Source organism: Shewanella electrodiphila (genome assembly GCF_023283985.1).
Lineage (GTDB): Bacteria > Pseudomonadota > Gammaproteobacteria > Enterobacterales > Shewanellaceae > Shewanella > Shewanella electrodiphila.
In genome coordinates, this window is sequence record NZ_JAKIKU010000011.1 from 44,574 (window position 1) to 67,769 (window position 23,196).

Annotated in this window: 18 protein-coding genes; 7 read left to right on the forward strand and 11 right to left on the reverse strand. The window is 41.6% G+C overall.

Annotated elements, in window-relative coordinates:
* Positions 1–199: 199 nt before the first annotated feature.
* Entirely contained in the window at positions 200–721 is a 522-nt protein-coding gene (locus tag L2737_RS17450; RefSeq protein ID WP_229370795.1) for a hypothetical protein, read from the reverse strand.
* A gap of 66 nt (positions 722–787) precedes the next feature.
* Complete coding sequence (locus tag L2737_RS17455) at positions 788–1,654, reverse strand: alpha/beta fold hydrolase (RefSeq protein WP_248956592.1); 867 nt, start codon at positions 1,652–1,654, stop codon at positions 788–790.
* Positions 1,655–1,709: 55 nt separating this feature from the next.
* On the opposite strand from L2737_RS17455, the gene L2737_RS17460 reads away from it, so the two are divergent.
* Positions 1,710–2,546, forward strand: a complete 837-nt coding sequence (locus L2737_RS17460) for a ComF family protein (protein ID WP_248956593.1) — start codon at positions 1,710–1,712, stop codon at positions 2,544–2,546.
* Between the two features lie 8 nt (positions 2,547–2,554).
* Here L2737_RS17460 and L2737_RS17465 read toward each other — a convergent pair whose 3' ends face one another.
* Complete coding sequence (locus tag L2737_RS17465; protein ID WP_248956594.1) at positions 2,555–5,134, reverse strand: M14 family metallopeptidase; 2,580 nt, start codon at positions 5,132–5,134, stop codon at positions 2,555–2,557.
* A 294-nt stretch (positions 5,135–5,428) separates the two neighbouring features.
* On the opposite strand from L2737_RS17465, the gene nfuA reads away from it, so the two are divergent.
* Together nfuA and L2737_RS17475 are read left to right on the forward strand one after the other, a co-directional pair.
* Positions 5,429–6,007, forward strand: a complete 579-nt coding sequence (gene nfuA / locus L2737_RS17470) for a Fe-S biogenesis protein NfuA (protein WP_102526169.1) — start codon at positions 5,429–5,431, stop codon at positions 6,005–6,007.
* 207 nt (positions 6,008–6,214) lie between these two features.
* The gene (locus L2737_RS17475; RefSeq protein ID WP_248956595.1) at positions 6,215–6,808 is read left to right on the forward strand and encodes a type II secretion system protein; all 594 of its coding nucleotides are present in this window, start codon (positions 6,215–6,217) and stop codon (positions 6,806–6,808) included.
* Between the two features lie 139 nt (positions 6,809–6,947).
* Here the strand turns inward: L2737_RS17475 and L2737_RS17480 are convergent, their stop codons facing one another.
* Entirely contained in the window at positions 6,948–8,021 is a 1,074-nt protein-coding gene (locus L2737_RS17480; RefSeq protein ID WP_248956596.1) for a PepSY-associated TM helix domain-containing protein, read from the reverse strand.
* A 579-nt stretch (positions 8,022–8,600) separates the two neighbouring features.
* Between L2737_RS17480 and L2737_RS17485 the strand changes: the two genes are divergently transcribed.
* Positions 8,601–10,739, forward strand: a complete 2,139-nt coding sequence (locus L2737_RS17485) for a TonB-dependent siderophore receptor (RefSeq protein WP_102526167.1) — start codon at positions 8,601–8,603, stop codon at positions 10,737–10,739.
* 176 nt (positions 10,740–10,915) lie between these two features.
* Here the strand turns inward: L2737_RS17485 and L2737_RS17490 are convergent, their stop codons facing one another.
* From L2737_RS17490 to L2737_RS17500, 3 genes are all read right to left on the reverse strand, one after another.
* Positions 10,916–12,856, reverse strand: a complete 1,941-nt coding sequence (locus L2737_RS17490; protein ID WP_248956597.1) for an alpha/beta hydrolase family protein — start codon at positions 12,854–12,856, stop codon at positions 10,916–10,918.
* Positions 12,857–12,996: 140 nt separating this feature from the next.
* Positions 12,997–14,931 (reverse strand): alpha/beta hydrolase family protein, encoded by a 1,935-nt coding sequence (locus tag L2737_RS17495; protein ID WP_248956598.1) that lies wholly within the window; start codon positions 14,929–14,931, stop codon positions 12,997–12,999.
* A gap of 96 nt (positions 14,932–15,027) precedes the next feature.
* A complete protein-coding gene (locus tag L2737_RS17500) occupies positions 15,028–16,365 on the reverse strand; it encodes an MATE family efflux transporter (RefSeq protein ID WP_248956599.1) in 1,338 nt (445 codons plus the stop codon).
* Between the two features lie 9 nt (positions 16,366–16,374).
* Here L2737_RS17500 and L2737_RS17505 point away from each other — a divergent pair, with 9 nt between their 5' ends.
* From L2737_RS17505 to L2737_RS17515, 3 genes are all read left to right on the forward strand, one after another.
* Positions 16,375–17,421: a polysaccharide deacetylase family protein gene (locus tag L2737_RS17505; protein WP_248956600.1), complete on the forward strand. Its 1,047-nt coding sequence runs from the start codon at positions 16,375–16,377 to the stop codon at positions 17,419–17,421.
* A 1,482-nt stretch (positions 17,422–18,903) separates the two neighbouring features.
* Positions 18,904–19,329 carry a hypothetical protein gene (locus tag L2737_RS17510; RefSeq protein ID WP_248956601.1) on the forward strand — a complete coding sequence of 142 codons (426 nt, stop codon included), beginning with the start codon at positions 18,904–18,906 and terminating at the stop codon, positions 19,327–19,329.
* A 118-nt stretch (positions 19,330–19,447) separates the two neighbouring features.
* Positions 19,448–19,942, forward strand: a complete 495-nt coding sequence (locus L2737_RS17515; RefSeq protein ID WP_248956639.1) for a GNAT family N-acetyltransferase — start codon at positions 19,448–19,450, stop codon at positions 19,940–19,942.
* 115 nt (positions 19,943–20,057) lie between these two features.
* On the opposite strand, the gene L2737_RS17520 is transcribed toward L2737_RS17515, so the two are convergent.
* The 4 genes from L2737_RS17520 to L2737_RS17535 form a co-directional block, all read right to left on the reverse strand.
* The gene (locus tag L2737_RS17520) at positions 20,058–20,651 is read right to left on the reverse strand and encodes an SCO family protein (RefSeq protein WP_248956640.1); all 594 of its coding nucleotides are present in this window, start codon (positions 20,649–20,651) and stop codon (positions 20,058–20,060) included.
* A gap of 61 nt (positions 20,652–20,712) precedes the next feature.
* Positions 20,713–21,624 (reverse strand): heme o synthase, encoded by a 912-nt coding sequence (cyoE, locus tag L2737_RS17525; RefSeq protein ID WP_248956602.1) that lies wholly within the window; start codon positions 21,622–21,624, stop codon positions 20,713–20,715.
* Positions 21,625–21,639: 15 nt separating this feature from the next.
* Positions 21,640–22,620: a COX15/CtaA family protein gene (locus tag L2737_RS17530; RefSeq protein ID WP_248956603.1), complete on the reverse strand. Its 981-nt coding sequence runs from the start codon at positions 22,618–22,620 to the stop codon at positions 21,640–21,642.
* Positions 22,620–23,174 (reverse strand): hypothetical protein, encoded by a 555-nt coding sequence (locus L2737_RS17535; protein WP_248956604.1) that lies wholly within the window; start codon positions 23,172–23,174, stop codon positions 22,620–22,622. Before L2737_RS17535 ends, L2737_RS17530 begins: the two co-directional genes overlap by 1 nt.
* Positions 23,175–23,196: the final 22 nt, after the last annotated feature.

Consider the following 23,196-nt stretch of genomic DNA (forward strand, 5'->3'; position numbering starts at 1 on the left):
ACACAGCAATAAACATCGTCATCTATGACGTGGCCAGTTATGAATTGGTCAGTTATGAAGTGGCAGTTATGAAGTGATAGTTATGAAATGACAGTTATGAAACGACAGTTATGTAGTGATAGTTATGAAACGACCGTTAATAAAAGTACTTTAAGGATAAAACAGTGCTGGGCTAGTTAGCGGATAGACAGTGGTTTATTTACACTAACGCAAATAGCTGGTTGTGATCTGAAGGGGTGGTTTGTTGCTGATAAAACTTGCCGACACGCTCGCCGAGTTGCTGGTAAAAAGCGTCTGACTGCTCTTTATTGGCCTCATTTAATAATAAGCTTTGGATAGTGCGGTTGTTATCTTGTTTGGCGCTTTTATCTGCTTCAACTGGAGCTGAACTGGCATTTTTTTGTTGAATGTCACGACGTTGGATTGTCGGATTACTGTTAGCGGCAACACGCAGTAATTGCGGAAAAATGCCTTTTGGCCCTAACGCTTGTTGTTGAGTTAACTGCTGATCAGTCGATTGTTTTTGCTGCTGCTTTTGCTCGATCAACTCATGACGGGTTAAACGCTCATTTTGCTGATTGTAAGCGCGCTCTTGGTGCGCTTTAGACAATTCTTGCGGCGGCAATATCGGTTTAGCTTGCTGGTTATCCGCGCGCGCAAGATCGGTTGCAACATTACTTGTCGCAATCGGTACTTGGGGATAATTGGTCACTACCAGCATAAAGCTCACTTTGATTATATCGAATAACGTTTAAATTATAGTCAATTTACAAGTGGTTTTATAGGCTTAGTCTGTATGTTTTTCGATCCAAGGCAGTAATTCAGCTAAAAACGCTTGTGGGTGTGAAATGAACGGTGCGTGAGATGCTTTATTGTGAACAACGTCTTCTATACTTGTTGCTTGGGGTAAAAGTTTGATGATCTTTTTCGGAACTAAACTGTCACATCTGCCCCAAATCCTTAACCATGGTTGTTGGATAGTACTCAGCTGTGAACGTAAATCCACCGTACGCAGCATCCCTAAACCTTGATCAAGCACGACTTGGCTAGGTAAAGGTTTGGCTAATACCAGTTTCTTAATCGCGGCAATATCATTTTTAGCTGTGTCACTGCCCATGGCTTGAATCGCTAAAAAACGTTCAACGGTTTTGGCTAAGTTAATTTGCAGTTGCTCAGAAAACTGCGCTAACACCTTAGGTGCGATACCCGGCCATGACGCTTTGTTTTCAGGTGCTTGATTAACCCTATCTTGGTCACTATCCGTTTGAGCAAAAACGTCTTGGCCACTAAACTCTTGAACAATAGCTTCTTGAGCCATGAAACATGGTGATGAAGCCACAGTGATTAAGGCTTTAACTGACTCAGGGTAAGTTATAGCGATTTGAGTGGCGACTAAGCCGCCCAATGACCAACCAAGCCACACAGCATTTTTTGGTAATTGCTGCGCTAGTTGTGCTGCCCACGCATTGATATCTCCAGTATTTTCAGCACTATCACCAAATCCCGGCAAGTCGACATAATGCACTCTATAATGACTAAGCGCCGTTTGTAATGGATGAAAAACGGCAGAGTTAACTCCCCAACCATGTAGCAAAACAAGATCTTGGCCTTCGCCCACAGTGTGAACGTGTAACTGAGGTAAGTTGGACTGCACGGGGTTTCCTCAAGATTGAGTTTGGGTTAATTGCCATACAGGATAAGGATATTATATGGATTGGCAACTCCGACAAGCCTGCTATGCAGGCTTTCGCATTGTTAAGCATACAATTTTGCGTAATCTCCCTAATCGCTGCATGTTATGCAGCCAGGATATTGAGCAGTATGATCTGCAGAAACCGCATTCTGGCGTGTGCCAGCACTGTTTAGTGGCAGGACTTTATCAGCATGAAGTCTGCTTAGGATGCGGTAAGACCATGATGCTATTACAGCGCTATTGTGGCCAATGTCAGTCAACTGAGCCAATTATGGTTATTGCGCCATGCAGTTATCATCAAGGGTTAGGTGAATTGATTGCAGCGATAAAATATCAACAACAATGTGCCTCATTAGCGGCGTTAGTGCAGGTACTGGCTATTCGAGTGATGGATTTGGTTGCGAGGGATATGATTCAATTACCACAAGTGCTCATTCCTGTGCCGCTGCATCCCAATCGCTTAAAGTCGCGCGGATTTAATCAAGCATGGTTAATTGCCAAAGCATTAAGCCAACAACTGGGCATTGTCATGGATGATGCCTTGTTAGTGAGGGATGTTGATACCCAAGCACAAGCCGGATTAGATGGCAAAGCAAGGCGATTAAATTGCGCGGGGGCATTTAGCTTAAACTTAAATGCTTCAAGCTCAAACACTTCAAGTTTAAACACTTCAAGTTTAAACACTTCAAGTTTAAATGCTAAAAGCGTGACTTATCAGAGAGTTGCATTGATTGATGATGTCGTCACTACTGGCACCACAGTGAATGAAATTAGCCAATTGTTTGCAGCCGAATATGTCCATGTACAATGCTGGTGCTTAGCTAGAGCTGAAGCACCAGGGTTACTTAAATAATGTTTGGGCTATTGTGATGGCACAAAATACAGTGCATTGGCATAGACTTTTTCTGAGCCTAGCCAGATGTTTCGGAATAATAAATTATCCGCCAGGGCGACAATTTTACCTTTACCTTTGGTTTCAACTATCATCGCAGGGGTATTGGCAAATGCGCGTTGATATTCATTAGCAAGGTAGCCACTAATCAATAAGTCGTTCTCATATTTCGCTGCGACAATAAATGGCGTTGAAGTGAGGTTGAAACTGATTTCGCGGTTTTTCATCACAGGCAGTGGATTAGGTAAACCAAAGGCGACAGGGTGAGTCGCATCAAGCTTTAAGGCTACGATCGCGCCGCCGATAGATTGACGTGCTTTTAATTTAGATTGATCGCCATAATCCATGCCCGATGTGATGAAGAGATTATTCAGTTCACGACTGGTTTTGGGTTCAGAATTTAAGATATTACGCTTATTAAGCCAAACTAATGCCCGCTTTTGCGCCACAATGGTGCCGCCTTCTGTTACGTATTGACCTAACTTTCTTGAGGTCGCATCGCTGATCAAATGATAAGGCCCATCAGCCATAAAAATATGGCTGTATGCCGATAAATCTAGTGATACCAAACGTTCTGTATTCACCATGGTTGTGGCTATACCTAGAGTCTTATCAAGGTAATGCCACATCTGACCGGTTTCTGAAGCATTGGTGTCTGCGCCTGTGATGATCAAAGGTGTTACGGGTTTTACTTTGATGAAATCATCGCTGCCTAAGTCCATTCCTGTAGCAGCATGTGAACTGGCAGATGCGACAACATCGACTTGGTGTTGTTGCGCGAGCGTTGCCACGATTTCTGCTAACTCAATGGCAGTGAAATTTTGCTGTTTCAGTGGGATTTGCAAACTACCAGCAACAAATTTTATGGCTTGTTTGCTGGTTTGAGGTTTTTCAGCTGTGCGATTGCCAATATTGACATTAAGGCTGAATGGTTTTTGCGCATACTTAACTATTACGCCTTGTTGGAGCAATTGCTGCAGCAATGGAGCCGCCGCAGCTTGTTGCCAATCAATCACCAAAGCCACGCTGTCTTTAGGGTAGGTTGCTTTGGTTATCTTGCCGTTTGGTTTGTCTGATAAGTACTTGGCACTGGGTTTGGCTTTTTTGATCAAACTTAAGCTTAAGGCTGATTCAAAATTCCACGTCGAAATATCGTAAAAGGTTTCATCTTTAAACTCGGTTCTTTTATCAAATAACGCCTCTAATAAGTCGTGTTGCGGCTGACTATCTGGAATAAACACACTGTCTTGAGGTGTGAAGTTAATATCATCATCTTCAATGACAGTGTTGAGGTATTTAACGCTAATTTTGTGCTGGGCTAATATGCTCACCAACTCATTGATATGCGTTGCGCCGCCATGGGCTTTGACTAATCTGCCAGACTGTTTACCTTCTCGATAACGCTTGATGTTGCTTGAGAAGAAGTCAGTTTGATACTTCATCAACTTTTTACGTAATGCGTGCGCACCTTTTAGGCTAGAAATAGAGGTCGCAAATTGGTTATCAATACTCTCAGCTAAAGTCACCACACCATTGGGTGAGTCTTGGGCTTGGCCGCGTGAGCTGGCTTGTTCAAACAAGATACCGACAGCGCCATTGATATCAGGGTAGGTTGAGCCTTTACCGTAAAAGAAGTCATCAAACATTTGACCGCTAAAATACACTTGTTTGACTTCATCTAAAGCTTGGCGATGAAACGCTGCCAGCTCATTTGATAATGCTTGATTGGCAGGTTTGGTTAATGGGTTAACGCGGTCAGGTACTCCAGGCTGGAAAAAGTACGACTGTTGATGCCACATTTCATGGAAATCACCCACATAGTGGGGCTGCCATTTATGGAAAAAAGCCACGCGACCTTGAGATGCAGGGTGGCGCAAGAAAAGCCAATCGCGGTTTAAATCAGCTAAATAGTGATTAAAACGTCCACCTGGCCAGTCTTGATTATGTTCACGGTGATTATTATCAGTAACAATGACTTGGCCTTTATTATTGTTGGCCCAATTTGAAAAGCGGTCAAAACCATCAGGGTTTTGGGTTGGAGTAAGTAAAATGACGGTATCGTCGAGTAACTCTTTTACCCAAGGCGTATTAGCTGCAGCTAGGTAGTGACTTAATGCCAATGCGGCATGGGCGCCACTGGCTTCATCACCATGAATAGAATACGCTAGCCACACGACCAATGGATTTTGATTAGTGCGGTTGGTTTGCATGGTGCCGTATTTAATATTACTGCGATATTCGATGATGTCGGCAAGGTTTTTCTGGTTTTTTTCAGAGGTGATCACCGCTGTGATTTGCTCGCGGCGTTCTTCACTATAACCTGCTGAATCTAAAGATACTCGGTCGCTTTCACTTGCCAGTAGTTGCAGGTAGTGATTAATCTGATCATGGCGTAAATGCCATTCACCCAATGGGTAACCTAAATACTCTGCAGGTTGAGTTAAATGAGTATTGATATCCTCAGTGAGTAAAGCTTGTTCAATACGGGTATTGGCAGCAGAAATATCACTAGCAGATGCCATAAAAGGCATGCAGATAAAAAATGTCATCAGCGTTCTAACTGAAAAACGAGCGAGCAAGGCATGTAAGCTAATCATATGAGAAACAAGATCATAAAAAGAAAACCGTAGGGTAACAATAAAGTGATTAGTCTTAAATCTCCATTAAAAACCGACACAAAGAGACTATTTTTTGTCACACTTGCTTGATGCAGGACTATAAAGCAGAGGCAACTAAGAGTATCATGTCGCTAAACCTACTAAATTACTCAAGTACTACCTTATTTAAGTCAGTTCTTAATTAAGTTAATGCTTACTCAAGTACTACCCAACGGAGCAGTTTTTATGATCAACATTACTGATACGGCTCAGGCTCATTTTGTAAAATTACTGGCCGATCAACCTGAAGGCACTCATATCCGTGTGTTTGTCATCAGTCCAGGTACCGCTCAAGCTGAGTGCGGTGTATCTTACTGTCCACCAGATGCTGTTGAAGCTGATGATACTGAATTACCGTTTACAGGTTTTAGTGCCATGGTTGACGAAAAGAGTGCACCATTTTTAGAAGAAGCGAGCATCGACTTTGTGACTGACCAACTTGGTTCACAATTAACGCTTAAAGCACCAAATGCTAAAATGCGTAAAGTGGCTTCTGACGCACCACTAAAAGAGCGTATTGAGTATGTGATTCAATCAGAAATCAACCCTCAGTTAGCAAGCCATGGTGGTAACATCATGTTAGTAGAAATTACTGAAGAAGGCGTTGCTGTACTTCAGTTTGGCGGTGGTTGTAATGGTTGTTCTCAAGTTGATATCACATTAAAAGATGGTATCGAGAAGCAGCTATTAGATATGTTCCCTGGTGAGTTAGCTGGCGTGAAAGACGTGACAGATCATCAACATGGTTCACATTCTTATCAGTAAGCACTAAGGTGTGATGACTGATAATAAACGCAGCGTTAAGCTGCGTTTTTTTATGTCTATAGATCCGTTATTGACTCATTGATCTGAGCTATATAGCCAACATTTATCCTGTATTGATGAATAAATGAGTACTTTAGGCTTAGTGTTTAACGTACTATTAACAAGCTTGTGTTATACCTTAAGTAAGCTAACGCCGAGGAGTATGGTGTGATTAATGATATTTACCCTTCTAAACTGCCAACTCGAAACACAGGTTTTACCTTAATTGAGCTTGTGGTTGTGATTATCGTATTGGCAATTTTAGCCGTTATTGCAGTCAGTAAGTTTATTGATGTTAAGCGTGACGCAGAGATAAGTCGAGTTCAGGCCATAGCAGCATCATTTGAACAGTCTGTGACTTTTTCTCACACTCGTTGGCAATTGATTGGTGGCAGTGATCCGATGAATGATTTGCCTGACTTTGCTAATAATGACCTTGATATGAATACTTTTGGCTACCCATTAGGCACAGGAAAAGGTAACCCTATGGGCAACCCTGTGAACATAGGGCCAGGGCAAGGCGGTTGTGTCGATTTGTGGAATGCTTTGATAGAAAGCCCGCCATCAGTTGCTATTAGAAATACAACGGACGATGTTGAATTTGAGTCATATCGCCATGCTGCAGACGGTGGCAGCGGTGCGACCCAGTGTACTTATGTATTAAGGACATTAGGCGATACAGCGGGAAGAAATAGAGCTGAAATTAAGATTGTTTACGACTCTATCGAAGGCACCGTGAATGCCTTTATCGAGGACTCTTAAACTTAGGCTTGAGTCATTTTTTGATGGCTTGATAGGGCATTGATGACTAAATCACTTTGATACGAGATTCAATAAAAACGGCTTGCTGATTTCAGCAAGCCGTTTTTATTTTTAGCTTAAAGCATTGATGCAAAATGGCTTATTTAGACCGTTTCTTGAAAATGCGGCGGTAAAAAGTCACTGCGCTGAATAGTAAGATCGCAGTACCGATAAACGCGATAACAGTAATAAAGGCCACATATTTGAATGGCATATTTAACGCATCATGTAAGGGTCTGACAAATGTCGCGACTTTGCCTGAAAGTGGGCGATCACTGTGCAACAGAGCTGATTGTATTTTGCCTTGCTCATAATTCATGGTGATGCTGTCAGCTTGACGTAACCAAACATCGCTGTGGGTATCAAAACGGATGCTGTAATTCAGCTCTTGTGGTCCTTTAGGTTTTTCTGCACCTGGTTCAGGTTTACGCTTACGCGGCTTGTTCACCGAAACCATATTGGAATCTGGCCACATATCTTGTGCAGTTTGTAGCTGACTTTGCCAATCACTTTTTTGGCTAACAGGATATTGTATTTCAGCTGCTGGTTGCTTTAATGCATCCATCCACAAACCTTTATAAGTGATTAAAAAGCCTGTGATACATAATAAGAATAATGGTACTGAGATAAACAGCCCTAACTGAATATGACTTTTTACCAGGCTGCTTGATTTAGTGTTACTTGGTATTGAGTGTTTCAGCCTAAAGGTTTTACGTACTCGCCACCAAAGGTAAATACCCACTAAAGTGACTAACCCACCAATCATCGAAGCCCAAGCGTTCAGGTATTTACCAAAATCACCTAACAGGAAATTTCTGTGTAACCAAAACATAGTGCTATAAAGCGGAATATCTCTCATTTTATAAGTTGAGAGCTCGTTCAAGTCTTGATCAAAAGCAATCGATTGACCACGAGTTGCGACTTCAATATATGGCGAGTATTCAGTTGGAAAGCGAACCGTCCCCATATCAGGGTATCGCTCGAATAAGGTCTCAGTGACATAGGCTTTTTGTTCAATGGATAGCGGCGCATATTGCTGCCCTTTATCATCCATTCTTTTCAGCATGTCCATACCGCCAAGATAAACACCTGTGACTAATACAATTAGCATTGAAATGCTGATGACAAAGCCAACCCAGTTATGAAACCATTTTAAAGCAGGGACTACATTCATATTGAAACTCTTAAGTGTAAGTTGGCCGTAACCAAATCATGACGATTATGTTTGCTGATATTGAACAAACTCGTGCTGACAACAAAAATTTCGTGAATGATAATTAATCTCATTTATTTACACAATTAAAGAAATGTAAAGACTGGCCTTATTCGAAATTATTGCTATTCAGATCACAAATTAGCTTATTTAGTCAGTTCTTAATGTTTTAACATTTGAATAACTATTCAGGTTATTTCTTGACCGTTAACTCACAGTGTACAGATTGAAACCTCATTTTTAATGGATTTTAAAGCAATCTTCTTTTTGTTAAGCGTTTGTTGCGTAGTGCTTTTATATTTTTGGGATAGGGGAGGTTACAGGGGCTGAAATTGAATGCTTATTACAAGTGAAAAGTTTTATTAACATTAATCTTAGTTAATATGCAATAACTATTCATCGATGGTAATGAGATTTACTCTCATTAGTGCAGTCCTTCACACTTCTTTACATTAACTGACAAAAACTCTTCACAAACAGTGAAACGCAAATGATAATCCGTCTCATTAACGGTTATTGCCAATTTAAGGTCTACTTTGTATGAAAATTTCACCTATTGCGTTTGCGGTTGTTGCAGGTTTAGCCTCAGCATCATTAGCGGCTGAAGAAGCTGCAAATGAAACAGCATCAAGCCAAGATTTTGTTGCTAACATCGAACGTATTCAAATTACTGGAATGAACTTCAATAACTACAAAGTGGGCACCTCTTCTGGCGCAATGCGTGGTGACATTGATTTAATGGACACGCCGCAATCAGTTAACGTTATTCCTGATTTTGTCACTGATGAGCAGTTAGCAAGAAACTTGTCAGAAGTATTGGTAAATGATTCAAGTGTTACCGGTGGTAGTGAAAAGTGGAACCGCCAAGTGTTCAACATCCGTGGTTTTGAACTTGATTCTGGCAGTGGCTTCTTAATCAACGGTCAGCAGCAGTGGTCTCACTACGTGCAACCGATTGAAACACTACAACAGGTTGAAGTGCTTAAAGGCCCATCAAGCATGCTCTATGGCCAGTCAGGTCCTGGCGGCTTAATCAATATGGTGACTAAAAAGCCAACCTATGAAAACTTATTTGACGTTGCATTTGATACAGATGCAAACGGTTCTACACGTTTTCAGTTAGATGCGGGTGGCGCGTTAAATGATGCTGAATCAATTCGTTACCGTACAGTGTTAGTCAAGCAAGACACCAAATACTGGCGCGAATACCAAGATGGCAATGGTGAACAAGAGCAAGAGCGTGATCGCTTTTTAGGTTACTTAAACCTTGAATTCGACCTACATGAAGATGTGATGTTATCGGTTAAGTACGATTACACTGACGACAAAACAGGCATCGACAGAGGCGGTTGGTTAGATGATAACGGCGACTTAGTTGGTGACCGTGAAGATATTTGGGATATGTCATGGGCATTTACCGATAACAACGTTGAAAACTTAGGTGCAGACTTAACTTGGTATATTTCTGATGACTGGAAAATGACCACAGGTTATAACCATCAAACCTTTACTCGTCAGCGTTTAGATTCATCACCTTCAATGGTTTCTGGCATGGATCCAACCACTGATGGTTACCAAATCAAAGCCTTTGATCGTTATGATGACTGGCAGCATAAAACAGCCTACATGGACTTTACTGGCATCGTGAATGCTTTTGGCATGGAGCATCAGTTACTCGTTGGCGCTAACATTTTAGATTACTACTATGGTCAACTTAGAGATAGCGGCGACGCTCAAATAGTTATGCCTGGTGAAAGTGTTCCTAGACCAGATTTAGATTACAACAATGACACCACCAAATATGAGTCAAGCTACAAGCATTATGGTTTTTATGTTCAAGACTTAATGACCATTAACGACGAGTGGCAAGTACTTGCTGGCGTACGTTATGACGAACAGAAAAAAGATGGCGAAGGTGAAAATAGCTACGCTGTATCGCCTAAGTTTGGGGTAATTTACTCGCCAAGTGCTAACGGCAGTATTTACGCTAACTACTCAAAAAGCTTTAACCCACAGTCTATCGTAAACAACGAAAATGATGTCAACGATGGCATGGATTTAGACCCTGAGTATGGTGAGCAGTACGAAATCGGTACTAAGTGGGAACTGTTTGACGGTGGCTTATTACTAACTGGTGCGGTATTTGATACCACAGTGACGAACGTTGCAGTTCAAGAACAACTTGATACACCCGTTGGCGATAAAGAATATATCACCACTCAAAGCGGTAAGCAGCATCACCGTGGTTTTGAAATGGGTGCACAAGGTCAAGTAAGCGATAATGTATTTGTGACCAGTTCGATGATGTACTTGGATGCAGAATACGTGACAAGTGCTGAAGATACTGAACGTTTAGATGGTAAAACGCCAGTTGATGCGCCTGAATGGTCTGCCAACATCTGGACCCGTTACGAAGTCACTGACGATTTAGCATTGAACATAGGTGCTATCTACGTTGGCGAGCGTTTTGCTAATACGCAAAACACCATTGTAAAAGATGACTATGTTCGCTTTGACTTTGGTGCAGCATATACTTTCGCTGTACAAAATACCGACATGAGCGTGCGCTTTAACGTTAAAAACTTATTTGATACTGACTACTTAGGTGGTGGTACTAATACAGACGTTACTGTTGGTGAAGGCAGAAACTTCAGCTTAGCATTTGAAGCAAAGTTCTAAATTAATGTTTTGAACTAAGGTTCGAACTAAGGTTTGAACTAATGTTTGAACTAATGTTCTAAATTAATGTTTTGGAACTAAGATTTTGAATCTAAGCAATACCGTGTTTTAGTGAAAGGCCCTAACATCAGCAATGATGTTAGGGCCTTTTTTATGTCTACTTTTCAGCGTTACTGCTAAAGGTTTTTAGATAAAAACTCGTCAATCGCTTTAAACGTCATTAGACGATGCTGATTGTTGCTAAGGTAGTGATTGCCGTTATCAATTTCAACGTATTGTACTTTTTTGTCCAGCCCATCTAACTTGCGGTACATATCGCGGCTTTGGCTCACTTGCACCACTTTGTCATTGTCACCATGGATTAATAAAATAGGCACATTAATTTTGTCGGCGTGATAAATCGGCGAACGTTCATAAAGCGCATTATAGTCATCACCAATGATTTTTTTGGTCATTTCATGGTTGGTGTAAAAACGCGATAACTTAACCAAATCCTCCACGTCAGCTACGCCAGCAAAACTGATAACACATTGATATAAATCAGGTGTCATTGCCGCGCCCATCATTGCGGCATAACCGCCGTAACTGGCACCTGCAATACAAATTCGCTTTGGATCGGCAATGCCTTCATTGATTAAATAGCGAGTGCCATCTTCAACATCAGTTTGCATTTCTTTGCCCCAGCCTTGTAAACCTGCAGTGGTAAATTGATGACCATAGCCAGCAGAACCTCGAAAGTTCATTTGCAGCACGGCATAGCCACGGTTAGCAAAGAATTGCGCCCAATAATCAAATGAGTCGCCAGTATAAGATTGTGCTCCACCGTGAGGAAAGATGATGGTGGGGAGTTTTTTAGCTTCAATGCCTTTTGGTAGTGAAAGGTAGCTAGGGATGGTTAAGCCATCGCGAGCTTGGTAATTAACTGCTTTAGGTTTTACCAGTACATTAGGTGTTAGTTGAGCATACTTAGTGGTGATAACTTCTAGGCTATTAGCATCGCGATCCCCATAGAGATAAAGCCCTGGTTGAGTGGCGCTAGTGGCAAAAACAATATAGCGACGTTCATTTTTACTTAACTGAATCAAGTAATTTTGCGTATCGGGTAAAGCTTGTTTTAGCCGGCTGCTAAGTTGTTGATAGCTTTTGTCCCAAAAGTGGTATTCATTATCGCTTCCTACTGAAACCCCAATCGCTTGGCGAGTAATTTTAGAGTGCAGTAATCGACCATTAACATCTTGCTTTATTCTGCTATAAACCAATTCCTTAGTGAGTTTGGGGTCGGTTAAGTCGACCTTGAAAATAGCTAAATAACCTTGGTGATATGCTTTCACATAAAGCGTGTTTGGATTGACATCAAACCCTAAAGGAGTCACGGCATCTTCAGTGAACGCTTCATATTTCCATAGTAAACGTAGATCACTATTGGCTTCACCTTGCTCATAAACGCGATATTCAGTGTTTTCTGGGTCTCGGTAAATGGCGATACGTACTTTATGTTGTTGATCAGTGATCCACTTGCTGACATGTTCTCGGTAGTACTGCTCAGTCGTCACCTTTCCTGTGTTTAGGTTAACTTTAATGACACTATCTTCATTTACTCGTTGGCTAAACCCACCTACCGACATAAGAATATGTTCAGGATCTTTTGTTAATAAATCAACGATTTGATGCTTATATTGCGGAACATACTTGAAACGTTTAAGTGCTTTTTGGGTTAGTACATTATCAGTTTCGCCAGTTTTAATGTTGTATTTGAATAGCACTGTTTCATTAGCACGCTTTCCAAAGCGTTTTGAAGGTTTCATCGCAGAAATGAGTAGTATTTCATTACTTGCCCAGTTAAGAGTCAAAATTGTATAGCGCTGATGATTATTTTTTAACGGAATGTGAAATTGGCCAGTTTCGGTATTGAATAAGGCGACTATTTTATGAGGGACTTCGGCTTCACTGTCTACAATTAATGATGCGATATGCTTACCGTTAGGCGACAGAGCCATCCAACTGACATCTGGAATGCTCGCAAATGCTTCAACTGGGAGCCGCTGAGGTGTTGTTGCACTGGCGGTGGGCATTTGGCTGATAAACAACAAAATAATCAGCGCTAAAATCCGTTTCATAATAATCCTAGTGGTTTGGGTCAAAGTGTAGCTCTCATCCGAAGAGCAATTAATTTATGGCTATTAAAGCCGAGCTATTGCTGTACGAGCAAGAGTTAAACGAGCAAGTGCTTTACGAACAAGTGTTACACAAGCTAGTGCTATAAATGCTTTTGCAAAAAAGCTTCAATAGCGACAAAGGTTTTTATTCGATGCTCATTGTTACTTAAATAATGGTCGCCATTTTCAAGTTCAATGTATTCAACTGGTTTGTTTAAGTCTTCTAGTTCATCAAACATATCTTCACTGTGCTGGACTCTAACCACTCGGTCTTTATCACCATGAATAAGTAACACTGGCACATTGATATCTTTGGCCTTGCTCACTGGTGAACGCTCATAAAGCGCATCATAGTCATCACCAATTTGTTTTTTAACGATATCAAAGTTGCTATACCGTCTGGATGATTTTACTAAGTACTCAATGTCAGTAACGCCTGCAAAACTCACCGCACATTGATATAAATCTTTAGTCGTGGCCACTCCCATTAGGGCTGCATAGCCGCCATAACTGGCGCCAACAATACACACTTTATTGGGATCGGCGATGCCTTCATCGATTAACCAGCGAGTGCCATCTTCAACATCATTTTGCATATCAAGCCCCCAATTTTGTAAGCCAGCTTTCATGAAGTCGTAACCATATCCTGCAGAGCCTCGAAAGTTCATTCTAAGGACTGCATAGCCTCTGTTGGCTAAAAACTGAGTCCAGTAGTCAAAGCTATTGGAGTCATAGCTAATTGGACCGCCATGGGGGAAGATAATGGTTGGTAGCTGTTTAGCTTCTTTATCTAACGGTGTGGTTAAGAAAGCTTGGATTTCTAAACCATCTCTAGCTTTGTACGATAAGGTTTGGGTGTTAGCCAATAAATCAGGTGTTAGTTTTTTATATCGATAAGCAATCGGGAATAGCTTTCCTGCATCGCGGTCACCAAATAGATAAGTGCCAGCTTCTTTTGAGTTGGTTGAATACACAATGTAACGACGCTCATTATCACTAAACTGGGTTATATAATTACGGTATTCAGGCAGTGCTTTGTTTAGACCATTAACAAGGCCGATATATTCTTTATCCCAAAAGGTATATTCAGACTCATCGCCATCATCAATACCAATAACCTTTTGCTTGAGTTTTGAATAAATGAGTGAGCCTTCGACGTCGTTAAACTCTTTACTGAATATTAATTCTTTAGCAAGCTCAGGGTCGCGTAAATCAACCTTGAAGATTGCTTCAAAACCTTCATGATAAGCCTGAACATAGAGGATGTTTTTATCCTGAGCAAAGCCCATTGGCCAAACTTGATCTTCCTCGAAAGCTTCAAACTCCCATAGAATTCTTCTATCTTTATGGGCATCTTCTTGTTCATAAATGCGGTATTTGGTTTCTTTACGGTATATGCCGATTCGAATTCTATTTTGCCTATCCGTTATCCAGTCTGTAACGTTTGCTTCAGCAGGTTGCTCAAAACGAATATTGCCGTTATTTAAGTTAACTTTGATAACCGACTCAAATTGAGTTTTATTACCAATACCATTAGTACCCAGTAACAAGTATTTGTCGTCATCGGGAAGGTAGTCGATAATATTTGATTGGATTTGTGGCATCCATTTAAACTTTTTAAGTCCAAAACGACTTAGTAAATTAGAGGTACTTTTCTTACTCAGAGAATACTTAATAATGCGAGTTTCTGTGGTTGGGGTACCGAAACGAACAGCGGGAAACTTAGCTTTTATGAGTAGTAAATCATCATTTGCCCAGCTCATGGATAAAATGACAAATTTTTCATTGTCCGTTTGAATAGGGTAAGAAGACTCACGAGTATCAATATCTAGAATATTGACTAATGTGCCTTCCATTCCTTTAGCTTCAGAACGAACTAAAGAAGCAATTTTAGTACCATTAGGAGACATAGTGACATGACTGACATCAGGAATACTGGCAAACGCTTCAACAGGTAGTTGCTGATTTTTTGCAAATGATGTCAGTGAAGATAACAGCAAGATTGATGCTGTTAGTATAAGTAAAATCCTTTTCATCCAAACTTTCCGTGTTGAACATAAACATGTTGCACACATGTTATCAGCAAAAAGATGGATAAAGCCAGTTTTACTAATGCTAAACCTATGTAATGGTTATATTTGCTTAAAAGCCTGACTGTATTTGTAATGCAGCGCGAGTGAGGCGCTACGGCACAGCATAAAGGCGCTCATTGCCGCCCATAAACCGTGATTACCGTAACCTTGTAATAGATACCAGCAAGGAAAAAACACCACGAAAGTGGCAATAATCATGCTGTTTCGCATTGCTCTACCTTGAGCAGCGCCAATATAGACACCATCAAACAAATAAGATCCGAATGCCAATAAAGGCATAAACACTAACCAAATAAGGTACATATTGGCTTGCTGTTGCACGATTTCGATACTGGTAAGTAAGCTAATAATGCCACTTCCACCAAAATAGAATAACAAGCAAAATCCCACTGAGAATAATGCAGACCAATAGCCAGCTAAGAGCACCGACTCATGCAGTAAGGGGAGGTTTTTCTGACCGACTGCACGGCCGACTTCAGCTTCTGCATAATAGGCTATGCCATCTAGGGCATAAGAGATGAGCATGAGTAAGTTTAACAACACCGCATTAGCGGCAATGATGTCATCGCCTAAGCCAGCGCCGTAAAAGGTCATGAAGGTAAAGCTCGCCTGTAAACATAAACTGCGGATAAAAATGTCACGGTTAAGTTTAAGCAGTTGCGAGTAGCCTTTATAGCTCAGGTGGATGAATAGCTTACTGAGATTAAAATCACTTTGCTGATAAAGGGCACGTTTAACAATCACCGCTGCGACAGTGAACGCACAAATATCTGCGATGACCGAGGCTAAAGCGGCACCTTTAACGTTCCATTCAAAACCGATGACAAACACTACATCCAAAACAATATTAACGATGTTGGCAATGATAAGTTGCCACATCGCAGCTTTAGGCGCTTGTCTGCCGAGCAGCCAGCCGAGTAAGACTAAGTTCACTAATGCGAATGGAATCGACCAAATACGGATGTTGACGTATTCGCTGCAAAAGTGCTTTACCTCTTCACTGGCTTGGCTAAGAGACATGGCGAATTCAAGCAATGGCTGTTGTAAGATGATTGCGCTAAATCCAAATATCAATGCTAGGCTACAACCTTGTACCAGCAATTTTTGCTGAGTTACGGTATCATTAGCGCCATATGCTTGGGCGACAAGACCCGTAGTCGACATTCTCAAAAAGCCCAATAGCCACACAATTAAGGTAATAATTGTGCTGCCTAATGCCACACCGCCTAAGTAATAGGCTTCACTTAAATGACCAATGACAGCGGTATCGACTAAACCTAATAGTGGGATAGTGATATTGGATAAAATCATCGGCAATGCTAACGCAAATAGCTGACGGTTTTTTTGGCTGTTAAATAGTAATGCTTTTATGGACATAGGAATCTTATGTTAAAACAAAGTCTTTTGGGATTAATCTGCTTATTCTCGTTTAATGCCAGTGCAGTGGTGATTTTGCAATATCATCATGTATCAGAAACCACGCCTGCCAGCACGAGTGTGACACCGGCGCAATTTGAAGAGCAAATGCAATATCTTGCTGATAATGAGTTTACCATCATTAGCTTGCAAGAGGCGGTGGATGCCATAAAAGAAGATAACCCCATGGCTGACAAAACTATCGTGATTACCTTTGACGATGGATACGACAGTATTGCAGCTGCAGCAGCGCCCATTTTAGCCAAGCATAACTTTTCATATACCTTGTTTGTCTCGGTTGAACCCATTGAAAAAGGTTATGCAGGGATGATGAGCTGGGATGACATTAATCAACTTGCTCAAAATGGTGCGACGATTGCCAACCATAGCTGGGCGCACGAACACCTCAACCGCAAATTAGACGGTGAAAGTCGCCAGCAATGGTTAACTCGCATCGAAAAGAATTTACTGGATACCGAAGCTGAAATTAAAAAGCATACGGGGCAAAGCGTACGCATGTTGGCTTACCCTTATGGTGAATATAATGCGGATGTTGAAGATATTCTTAAACAGCATGATTTTATTGGCTTAGGGCAACAGTCTGGCGCAGCGGGTAAGTATTCGATACTGACGGCATTACCCCGTTTTCCTGTTGCAGGGGCTTATGCGGATTTGGATAGTTTAAAAGTTAAATTTACCAGCCTGAACATGCCAGTGGTTAAGCAAAATATCACTGATCCATTATTAACTTCTGGTGATTGGCGACCTGAGTTAAAAGTCGAGTTAGACATCACTGATATTTACCCACATCAAGTGATGTGCTTTGTTCAGGGGCAAGGCGCGAAAAAGCCAACATGGTTGACCGAAACAGAGTTTAGCATTCAAGCGCCAGCGAATTTACCCGCAGGGCGTAGCCGTTATAATTGCACCGCACCGAGTAAAACTCAGAAAGGCTATTATTGGTTTTCACAGGCTTGGGTGAGACCCAATAATGATGGAAGTTGGCCCAAAGAATAATCTTTTGGTTAAGGATAAAACTTAGGTTTTCGGTATATGTTTTAATCTAGTTTTTATTCTAAGTATTTCAAAACTTCGTTTGGAGTAGATCAAGATCGTGGGTTGTCCACCTACACCCGACCAAAAGGGAGTGAACGGCAACTCCCTCTTGGAACACCCACCCGCTCCGGCGAAGTTTTAAAAAGCGAAAACTTCCAACGGAGGTTTTCATAGCTTTTGACTTCGTTTGTAGCCTGCTTCGACAAGCCACAAAAATCACTAACGCTTCCAATGGGGCGTCCCTTCCCCTCGAAAGCTAGCCAGACATCCATGTCTGGACTCACGTGATTTTCTTGCTTACCTCAATTTAAATTGAATATTAAAAGCCTTCAAAGATTTTAATTCGTGCTTAACTAGGACAAACGAACCTGCGGATACAACAATTCCCCATTGAAATTGCTGAAATGCGTTGAAGAAAATGGCGTAAGCCTGACAGGACGTCAGGCTAGCTTTAGTTGGCCAAGGATGGCCTATCTAAAGCGTTAGCTATTTTCGAATAAGCATGAAGCTTACTCGCTTTGAAAGAGTAATTTCGTAGGGGCGGCAAGGGATATCGAAAAGGGAAATGCTGTTGTTTCCCTTTCGTCTGGTGTGGGCGAAGCGCCACGACCTTGATCCTAATCCAAATGAAGTTTGGAAATGTACTTTGGAAATGACGATCCATAATCAAGAATGCACTAACGCTTCCAATGGGGCGTCCCTTCCCCTCGAAAGCTAGCCAGACATCCGTGTCTGGACTCACGTGATTTTCTTGCTTACTTCAATTCAATTGAAGCATTCAAGCCTTTTAAGATTTTAATTCGTGCTTAACTAGGGCAAACGAACCTGCGGATACAACAATTCCCCATTGAAATTGCTGAAATGCGTTGAAGAAAATGGCGTAAGCCTGACAGGACGTCAGGCTAGCTTTAGTTGGCCAAGGATGGCCTATCTAAAGCGTTAGCTATTTTCGAATAAGCATGAAGTTTACTCGCTTTGAAAGAGTAATTTCGTTGGGGCGGCAAGGGATATCGAAAAGGGAAATGCAGTTGTTTCCCTTTCGTCTGGTGTGGGCGAAGCGCCACGACCTTGACCCTAATTCAAACGAAGTTTGGAAATGTACTTTGGAAATGAATCTTGGGGTTGATGATCATAATCAAGAATGCGTTTTACAAATTTAAGAGCTAGCTCATTTTTGTCCCCGAATTATCATTTAGGCCGGAGTATAGTGACTTCTCTTTCTGCGTGAATATTGCAATTTATGCAATGATGACAGTTCTTTGTTTCACTCAGACAGAGAAACTAGGAATGAGTTGTTTCTACGTTATAACTCATTGTTGATACACTGGTTTACTGTTAGTCTTGAGTGATTAAAGTACTGGCTACCTGTTCTTATTAAGACCGTTCTTATTCGGAATTCAGCCTAATATACTGTTAAGTAGCCATGGAAAGTACGGCGTTTAAATGACCTACGAAGAATTTTATTACAGCATTGATTGTAAATTTCCTTACCATCAAGAAAGTGAGTGGAAGCGAATTATTGGTCAATCAATTGAAATAGCTGAAGACGCGCCTTTTCTCGTGCTTCATGAAATATGCAGAGTTCCTGCCTCAGAGAAGCTGGATAAATCGAAGCATATGGAAATGTATAAATATTGGAAGCAATCGTTTGTCAGCCCAGTACAGGATATCGTTGAACCAGCTTCTCTTTCATACATTAACAAAATTGAAATATCAGACTCCGAAGCACTAGACATAATGGAAAAACTTTCAGCGTTTCCAAAATCCTATAATGCGCTTCAAGTTGTCTTGTTTTCATGTCCAGATGATGATGAATTGGTCGACGAAAAATATGAAAATATTGTAGCTCAGTGGAAATCGGCTACTTAACAAGTTACTCAAAAGGACGCAAAACGCTTGGCTTTTGCTCCTTCGTCGCTAATTTTAGCCAAGCATTTATGCGCCCATTAGTAAGGCGTGATATCTCTTGGAGTTTATATTGACTGTAGTGGAAACAGAAAGGTTATCAATTCGTCAAATTACAGATGCAGATGCTGAGGAACTTTCGAAGGTCTTAGCTGACTCTGCAGTAATGAAATACTCTACAGTAGGGGTTCACTCCGAACAGCAGATTAAAGCGTATATTGTTAATTGCCAGCAACAATATGACCTAACTGGTTATGGACACTGGGCTATTTATAACTCTGCTACTTCTGAATTTGTAGGTGTTTGTGGCCTCAATAAACATAAAATTGATTCTGGCGAAGTTGTACATATCAATTACCGTTTAGCTGCCAATCAACAGGGCAAAGGCTATGCTGTTGAGTCTACGCTTGGAGTATTAGGCCTCGCTAAGCACACTTTACAGCTAGAAGTCGTACACGCACTTATTGAGCCTGAGAATACTAGCTCTATTAAAGTAGTAAACCGAACAGGCTTTAAATTCATTGGTAGTTCGTTATTTCGTGGGTTTGAAATAGATGTCTATCAAGTCATGCTATAAAACGAGCTTCAGCAAAGGGCTATCACTTAAATCGAACTCCTCAACGGCTCGTATTAAAAAGCCTCAATACTTTCATATTGAGGCTTTGTTATATTTCCAATACCTATATAAAATCTTAAGCACTTTCAATAATCTGCTTTAGATCAGCAACCAGCTCTTTATTTAAAATCTGTGGAATTTTCCCTGGTTGTTGTTTGGGTTTAAACACCGCAAACTTTTCCCCTTTAGGTGATACTAAAACATAACTAGCGCTGTGGTCGACTTGATAGTCAGCGCCGTCTCCCACCATGGCGTAGGCAAAGCCTAAGTCTCTGGTGAACGGGAATAACTGTGCATGTTCAGCGGTGACTGCTTTAAAGTCTTTATTAAAAAAGTTGATGTAATCTAAGCGCTTGGTTTGCGAATCTCTGTCAGGGTCAACCGAGACAAACACCACCTGAATATCGTCTGATACTGATTGCAGTTCAGTATAAGCAGCATTGAGCTTATTCAGTGTGGTTGGGCACACATCAGGGCATGAGGTAAACCCAACAAACACTAAACTCCATTTGCCTAGTAGTTGCTGATTAGTAAACTCATTGCCCAGTTGGTCATGCAAAGTAAATGGCGCTAATGCTCTTGGTTGGTCGAACATATAACTGCTGGCAAGTTCAAGCGGCTTAGGCTGCGAAAAATTAACCGCTACCGCCACCCCTAAACCTAACATCATCACAGCCAGTGCGATTATCTTTTTCACATTCCTTCCCCTCTACTGGTCACTGATACTGTCATTAATTGACCCAAAGGTAATGGTCGACAAGTAACACCAAAAACAGAATCATTAAGTGGTAGATAGAGAACTTAAATACATCCATCGCCAACCCTGGTTTGTCATGATATTTAAGTTGCCATGCTTTGCAGATAAAGCCACAACTTAAAATGGTGGAACCCACTAAATAAACTGGGCCACACATACCAACAAGCACAGGCAATAAACAGGCTATTGCTAGCAATAATGTGTATAGCAAAATACAGGTTTTAGTGAACTCTACTCCGTGGGTTACAGGTAGCATTGGCACATCGACTTTGGCGTATTCTTTTTTACGATGAATCGCTAAAGCCCAAAAATGTGGTGGTGTCCAAGTGAAAATGATGATCACTAATAACAGTGCATTACCATGCAGTTCATTGGTCACAGCTGTCCAGCCTAATAGTGGTGGCATGGCACCAGCTAACCCACCAATGACAATATTCTGCGGTGTCGCGCGTTTTAAATAGGCGGTATACACCACTGCATAGCCAATTAAACTAGCAAAAGTCAGCCATGCAGTTAATGGATTCACTAAAGCGTATAAAATGATAAAGCCACCGAGTCCGATAGACGTTGCAAAGGTCATTGCTTTAATTGCAGACACTTTACCTTTTGGTAAAGGACGGTTGTAGGTACGTGCCATTAAACCATCGATACGGCGATCAATAAGATGATTATAAGCTGCTGCTGCGCCTGCCATCATGGCTATGCCAATCATGCCAAAAATAAGTGGTTGCAGCGGTACAGCGCCAGGCAGTGCTAAGCACATACCGACCAATACCGTCAGTAGCATCAGCGCGACGACTTTAGGTTTGGTCATTTCGAAATAAGCACGCCATTGCAGAGTGTCATTTTTGGTTGCGCTTGCGGGTAAAGATAGTGATTTAGCCATAATAGAATCCTTGCTTTATGCTTTACGCCACAGCGCATAGTTAATGAAAATAACGGTTAACAGCAGTAATGCTGCGCCGCCGTTGTGTGAGACTGCAATGCCTAAAGGCAAGTGCATTACAATATTGCTGATGCCTAAGCCTACTTGTAATACGACAAGGGCAATTAATATCCACGCACTTTGACGTATGGTTGACGATTGTGCTTTGAGTAATTTAACGCCTAGCCAGCATAAGCTGATGGCAGTGATAACACCCCAAATGCGATGAGTGACGTGAATCGTCATTCGAGCAGGGTATTCAAGTACGCCATATTCAAAGCTAGGGTGATCGCCCTGAAATGGCGAGAAGGCTTTAGCAAATTGCAGGTTTTCTAACCAGTCACCTTCACAAATAGGCAATGTGGTACAAGCTAATGCGGCGTAGTTGGATGATGTCCAGCCGCCTAAAATAATTTGTATCACTAACACGACTAAACTCACCATTGCTAATGGCCCGAGTTTTCGCGCGTAAGAATCGCCGCCGGGGATCCTTAAGGGTTTGGTTCTTAGGTAGAGCAATAGTAGTAAGGCAAATAAACTAAAGCCGCCGATCAAATGCCCCATTACCACAATGGGCATTAACTTCATCGTGACGGTCCACATACCTAATGCCGCTTGAAATAAGATCAGTGCGGAAATGAAGATCGGCAGTTTTTTCGGTGCATCGGCTCTTTTTAAGCAAACAATTAAAATAGTTAACACCATTAAGCCTAATGCGCCGGCAATATAACGGTGGATCATTTCTAGCCAAGCTTTTTCAGGCTCGACGGTAAGATCTGGAAAATTGGTTTCTACTTTAGCCAAGTCGGCTGCATCACTGGGTACACCAATATGACCATAACAACCTGGCCAATCAGGACAACCTAAGCCCGCATCTGATAAGCGGGTATAAGCGCCCATTAAAATAACAGCGAAGGTAAATACCAAGGTGAATTTGAGGAGGTTTTTTATATCCATTAACCGACCCTCGACAACTTCAATAACTTACGTAGGTCGGCAATCATTGACTTGCCTTGAGCCATATTTTCTTGCTCACCGATGATGCCAGGATATTCCATCACTAGGCTGCCGAGCGGGTCGACAATAATCATTTGCTGTTCAGTCATCATTGCGATGATGGCTTGGCTAGCATTGGCTGTTTCAAATGGCACTTTGAGCTTTTCAAGGATTGCCGTGTCACTATCAGGTTGCAGCATGATAATCGGACTCACGCGATCTTGATGCTTACCCAGAGCCACATGACTTTGATGCAGTACGTATAAACGTTGCTGACATTGCTCTAGGCAGTCTTTAGGCAATAGATATAACAGCTGCCAAGATTGCGGATGCGGATTTTCCATTGATAAGCTTTGATAGCTCACCTCTGGCGGAATGAGTTGGCCTTTATTGGTTGCAGCGCCATTGTATAAGTCCATGCTTAATACCAGCTTTGCGATGGCCACTGGTAAGATAAATACCAGTACTAGGGCAAACAATGCCTTGTTGTTTTTAGGTTTTACTGGGGAGTTCATACTTGCTCCTCTTGTTACGGCT

Bases quoted from the DNA above. Each gene is read 5' to 3' on its own strand.
- L2737_RS17450 (WP_229370795.1), bottom strand. From the start codon at position 721: ATGCTGGTAGTGACCAATTATCCCCAAGTACCGATTGCGACAAGTAAT.
- L2737_RS17460 (WP_248956593.1), top strand. From the start codon at position 1,710: ATGGATTGGCAACTCCGACAAGCCTGCTATGCAGGCTTTCGCATTGTT.
- L2737_RS17465 (WP_248956594.1), bottom strand. From the start codon at position 5,134: ATGACATTTTTTATCTGCATGCCTTTTATGGCATCTGCTAGTGATATT.
- nfuA (WP_102526169.1), top strand. From the start codon at position 5,429: ATGATCAACATTACTGATACGGCTCAGGCTCATTTTGTAAAATTACTG.
- L2737_RS17480 (WP_248956596.1), bottom strand. From the start codon at position 8,021: ATGAATGTAGTCCCTGCTTTAAAATGGTTTCATAACTGGGTTGGCTTT.
- L2737_RS17485 (WP_102526167.1), top strand. From the start codon at position 8,601: ATGAAAATTTCACCTATTGCGTTTGCGGTTGTTGCAGGTTTAGCCTCA.
- L2737_RS17490 (WP_248956597.1), bottom strand. From the start codon at position 12,856: ATGAAACGGATTTTAGCGCTGATTATTTTGTTGTTTATCAGCCAAATG.
- L2737_RS17495 (WP_248956598.1), bottom strand. From the start codon at position 14,931: ATGAAAAGGATTTTACTTATACTAACAGCATCAATCTTGCTGTTATCT.
- L2737_RS17500 (WP_248956599.1), bottom strand. From the start codon at position 16,365: ATGTCCATAAAAGCATTACTATTTAACAGCCAAAAAAACCGTCAGCTA.
- L2737_RS17505 (WP_248956600.1), top strand. From the start codon at position 16,375: ATGTTAAAACAAAGTCTTTTGGGATTAATCTGCTTATTCTCGTTTAAT.
- L2737_RS17510 (WP_248956601.1), top strand. From the start codon at position 18,904: ATGACCTACGAAGAATTTTATTACAGCATTGATTGTAAATTTCCTTAC.
- L2737_RS17520 (WP_248956640.1), bottom strand. From the start codon at position 20,651: ATGATGTTAGGTTTAGGGGTGGCGGTAGCGGTTAATTTTTCGCAGCCT.
- cyoE (WP_248956602.1), bottom strand. From the start codon at position 21,624: ATGGCTAAATCACTATCTTTACCCGCAAGCGCAACCAAAAATGACACT.
- L2737_RS17530 (WP_248956603.1), bottom strand. From the start codon at position 22,620: ATGGATATAAAAAACCTCCTCAAATTCACCTTGGTATTTACCTTCGCT.
- L2737_RS17535 (WP_248956604.1), bottom strand. From the start codon at position 23,174: ATGAACTCCCCAGTAAAACCTAAAAACAACAAGGCATTGTTTGCCCTA.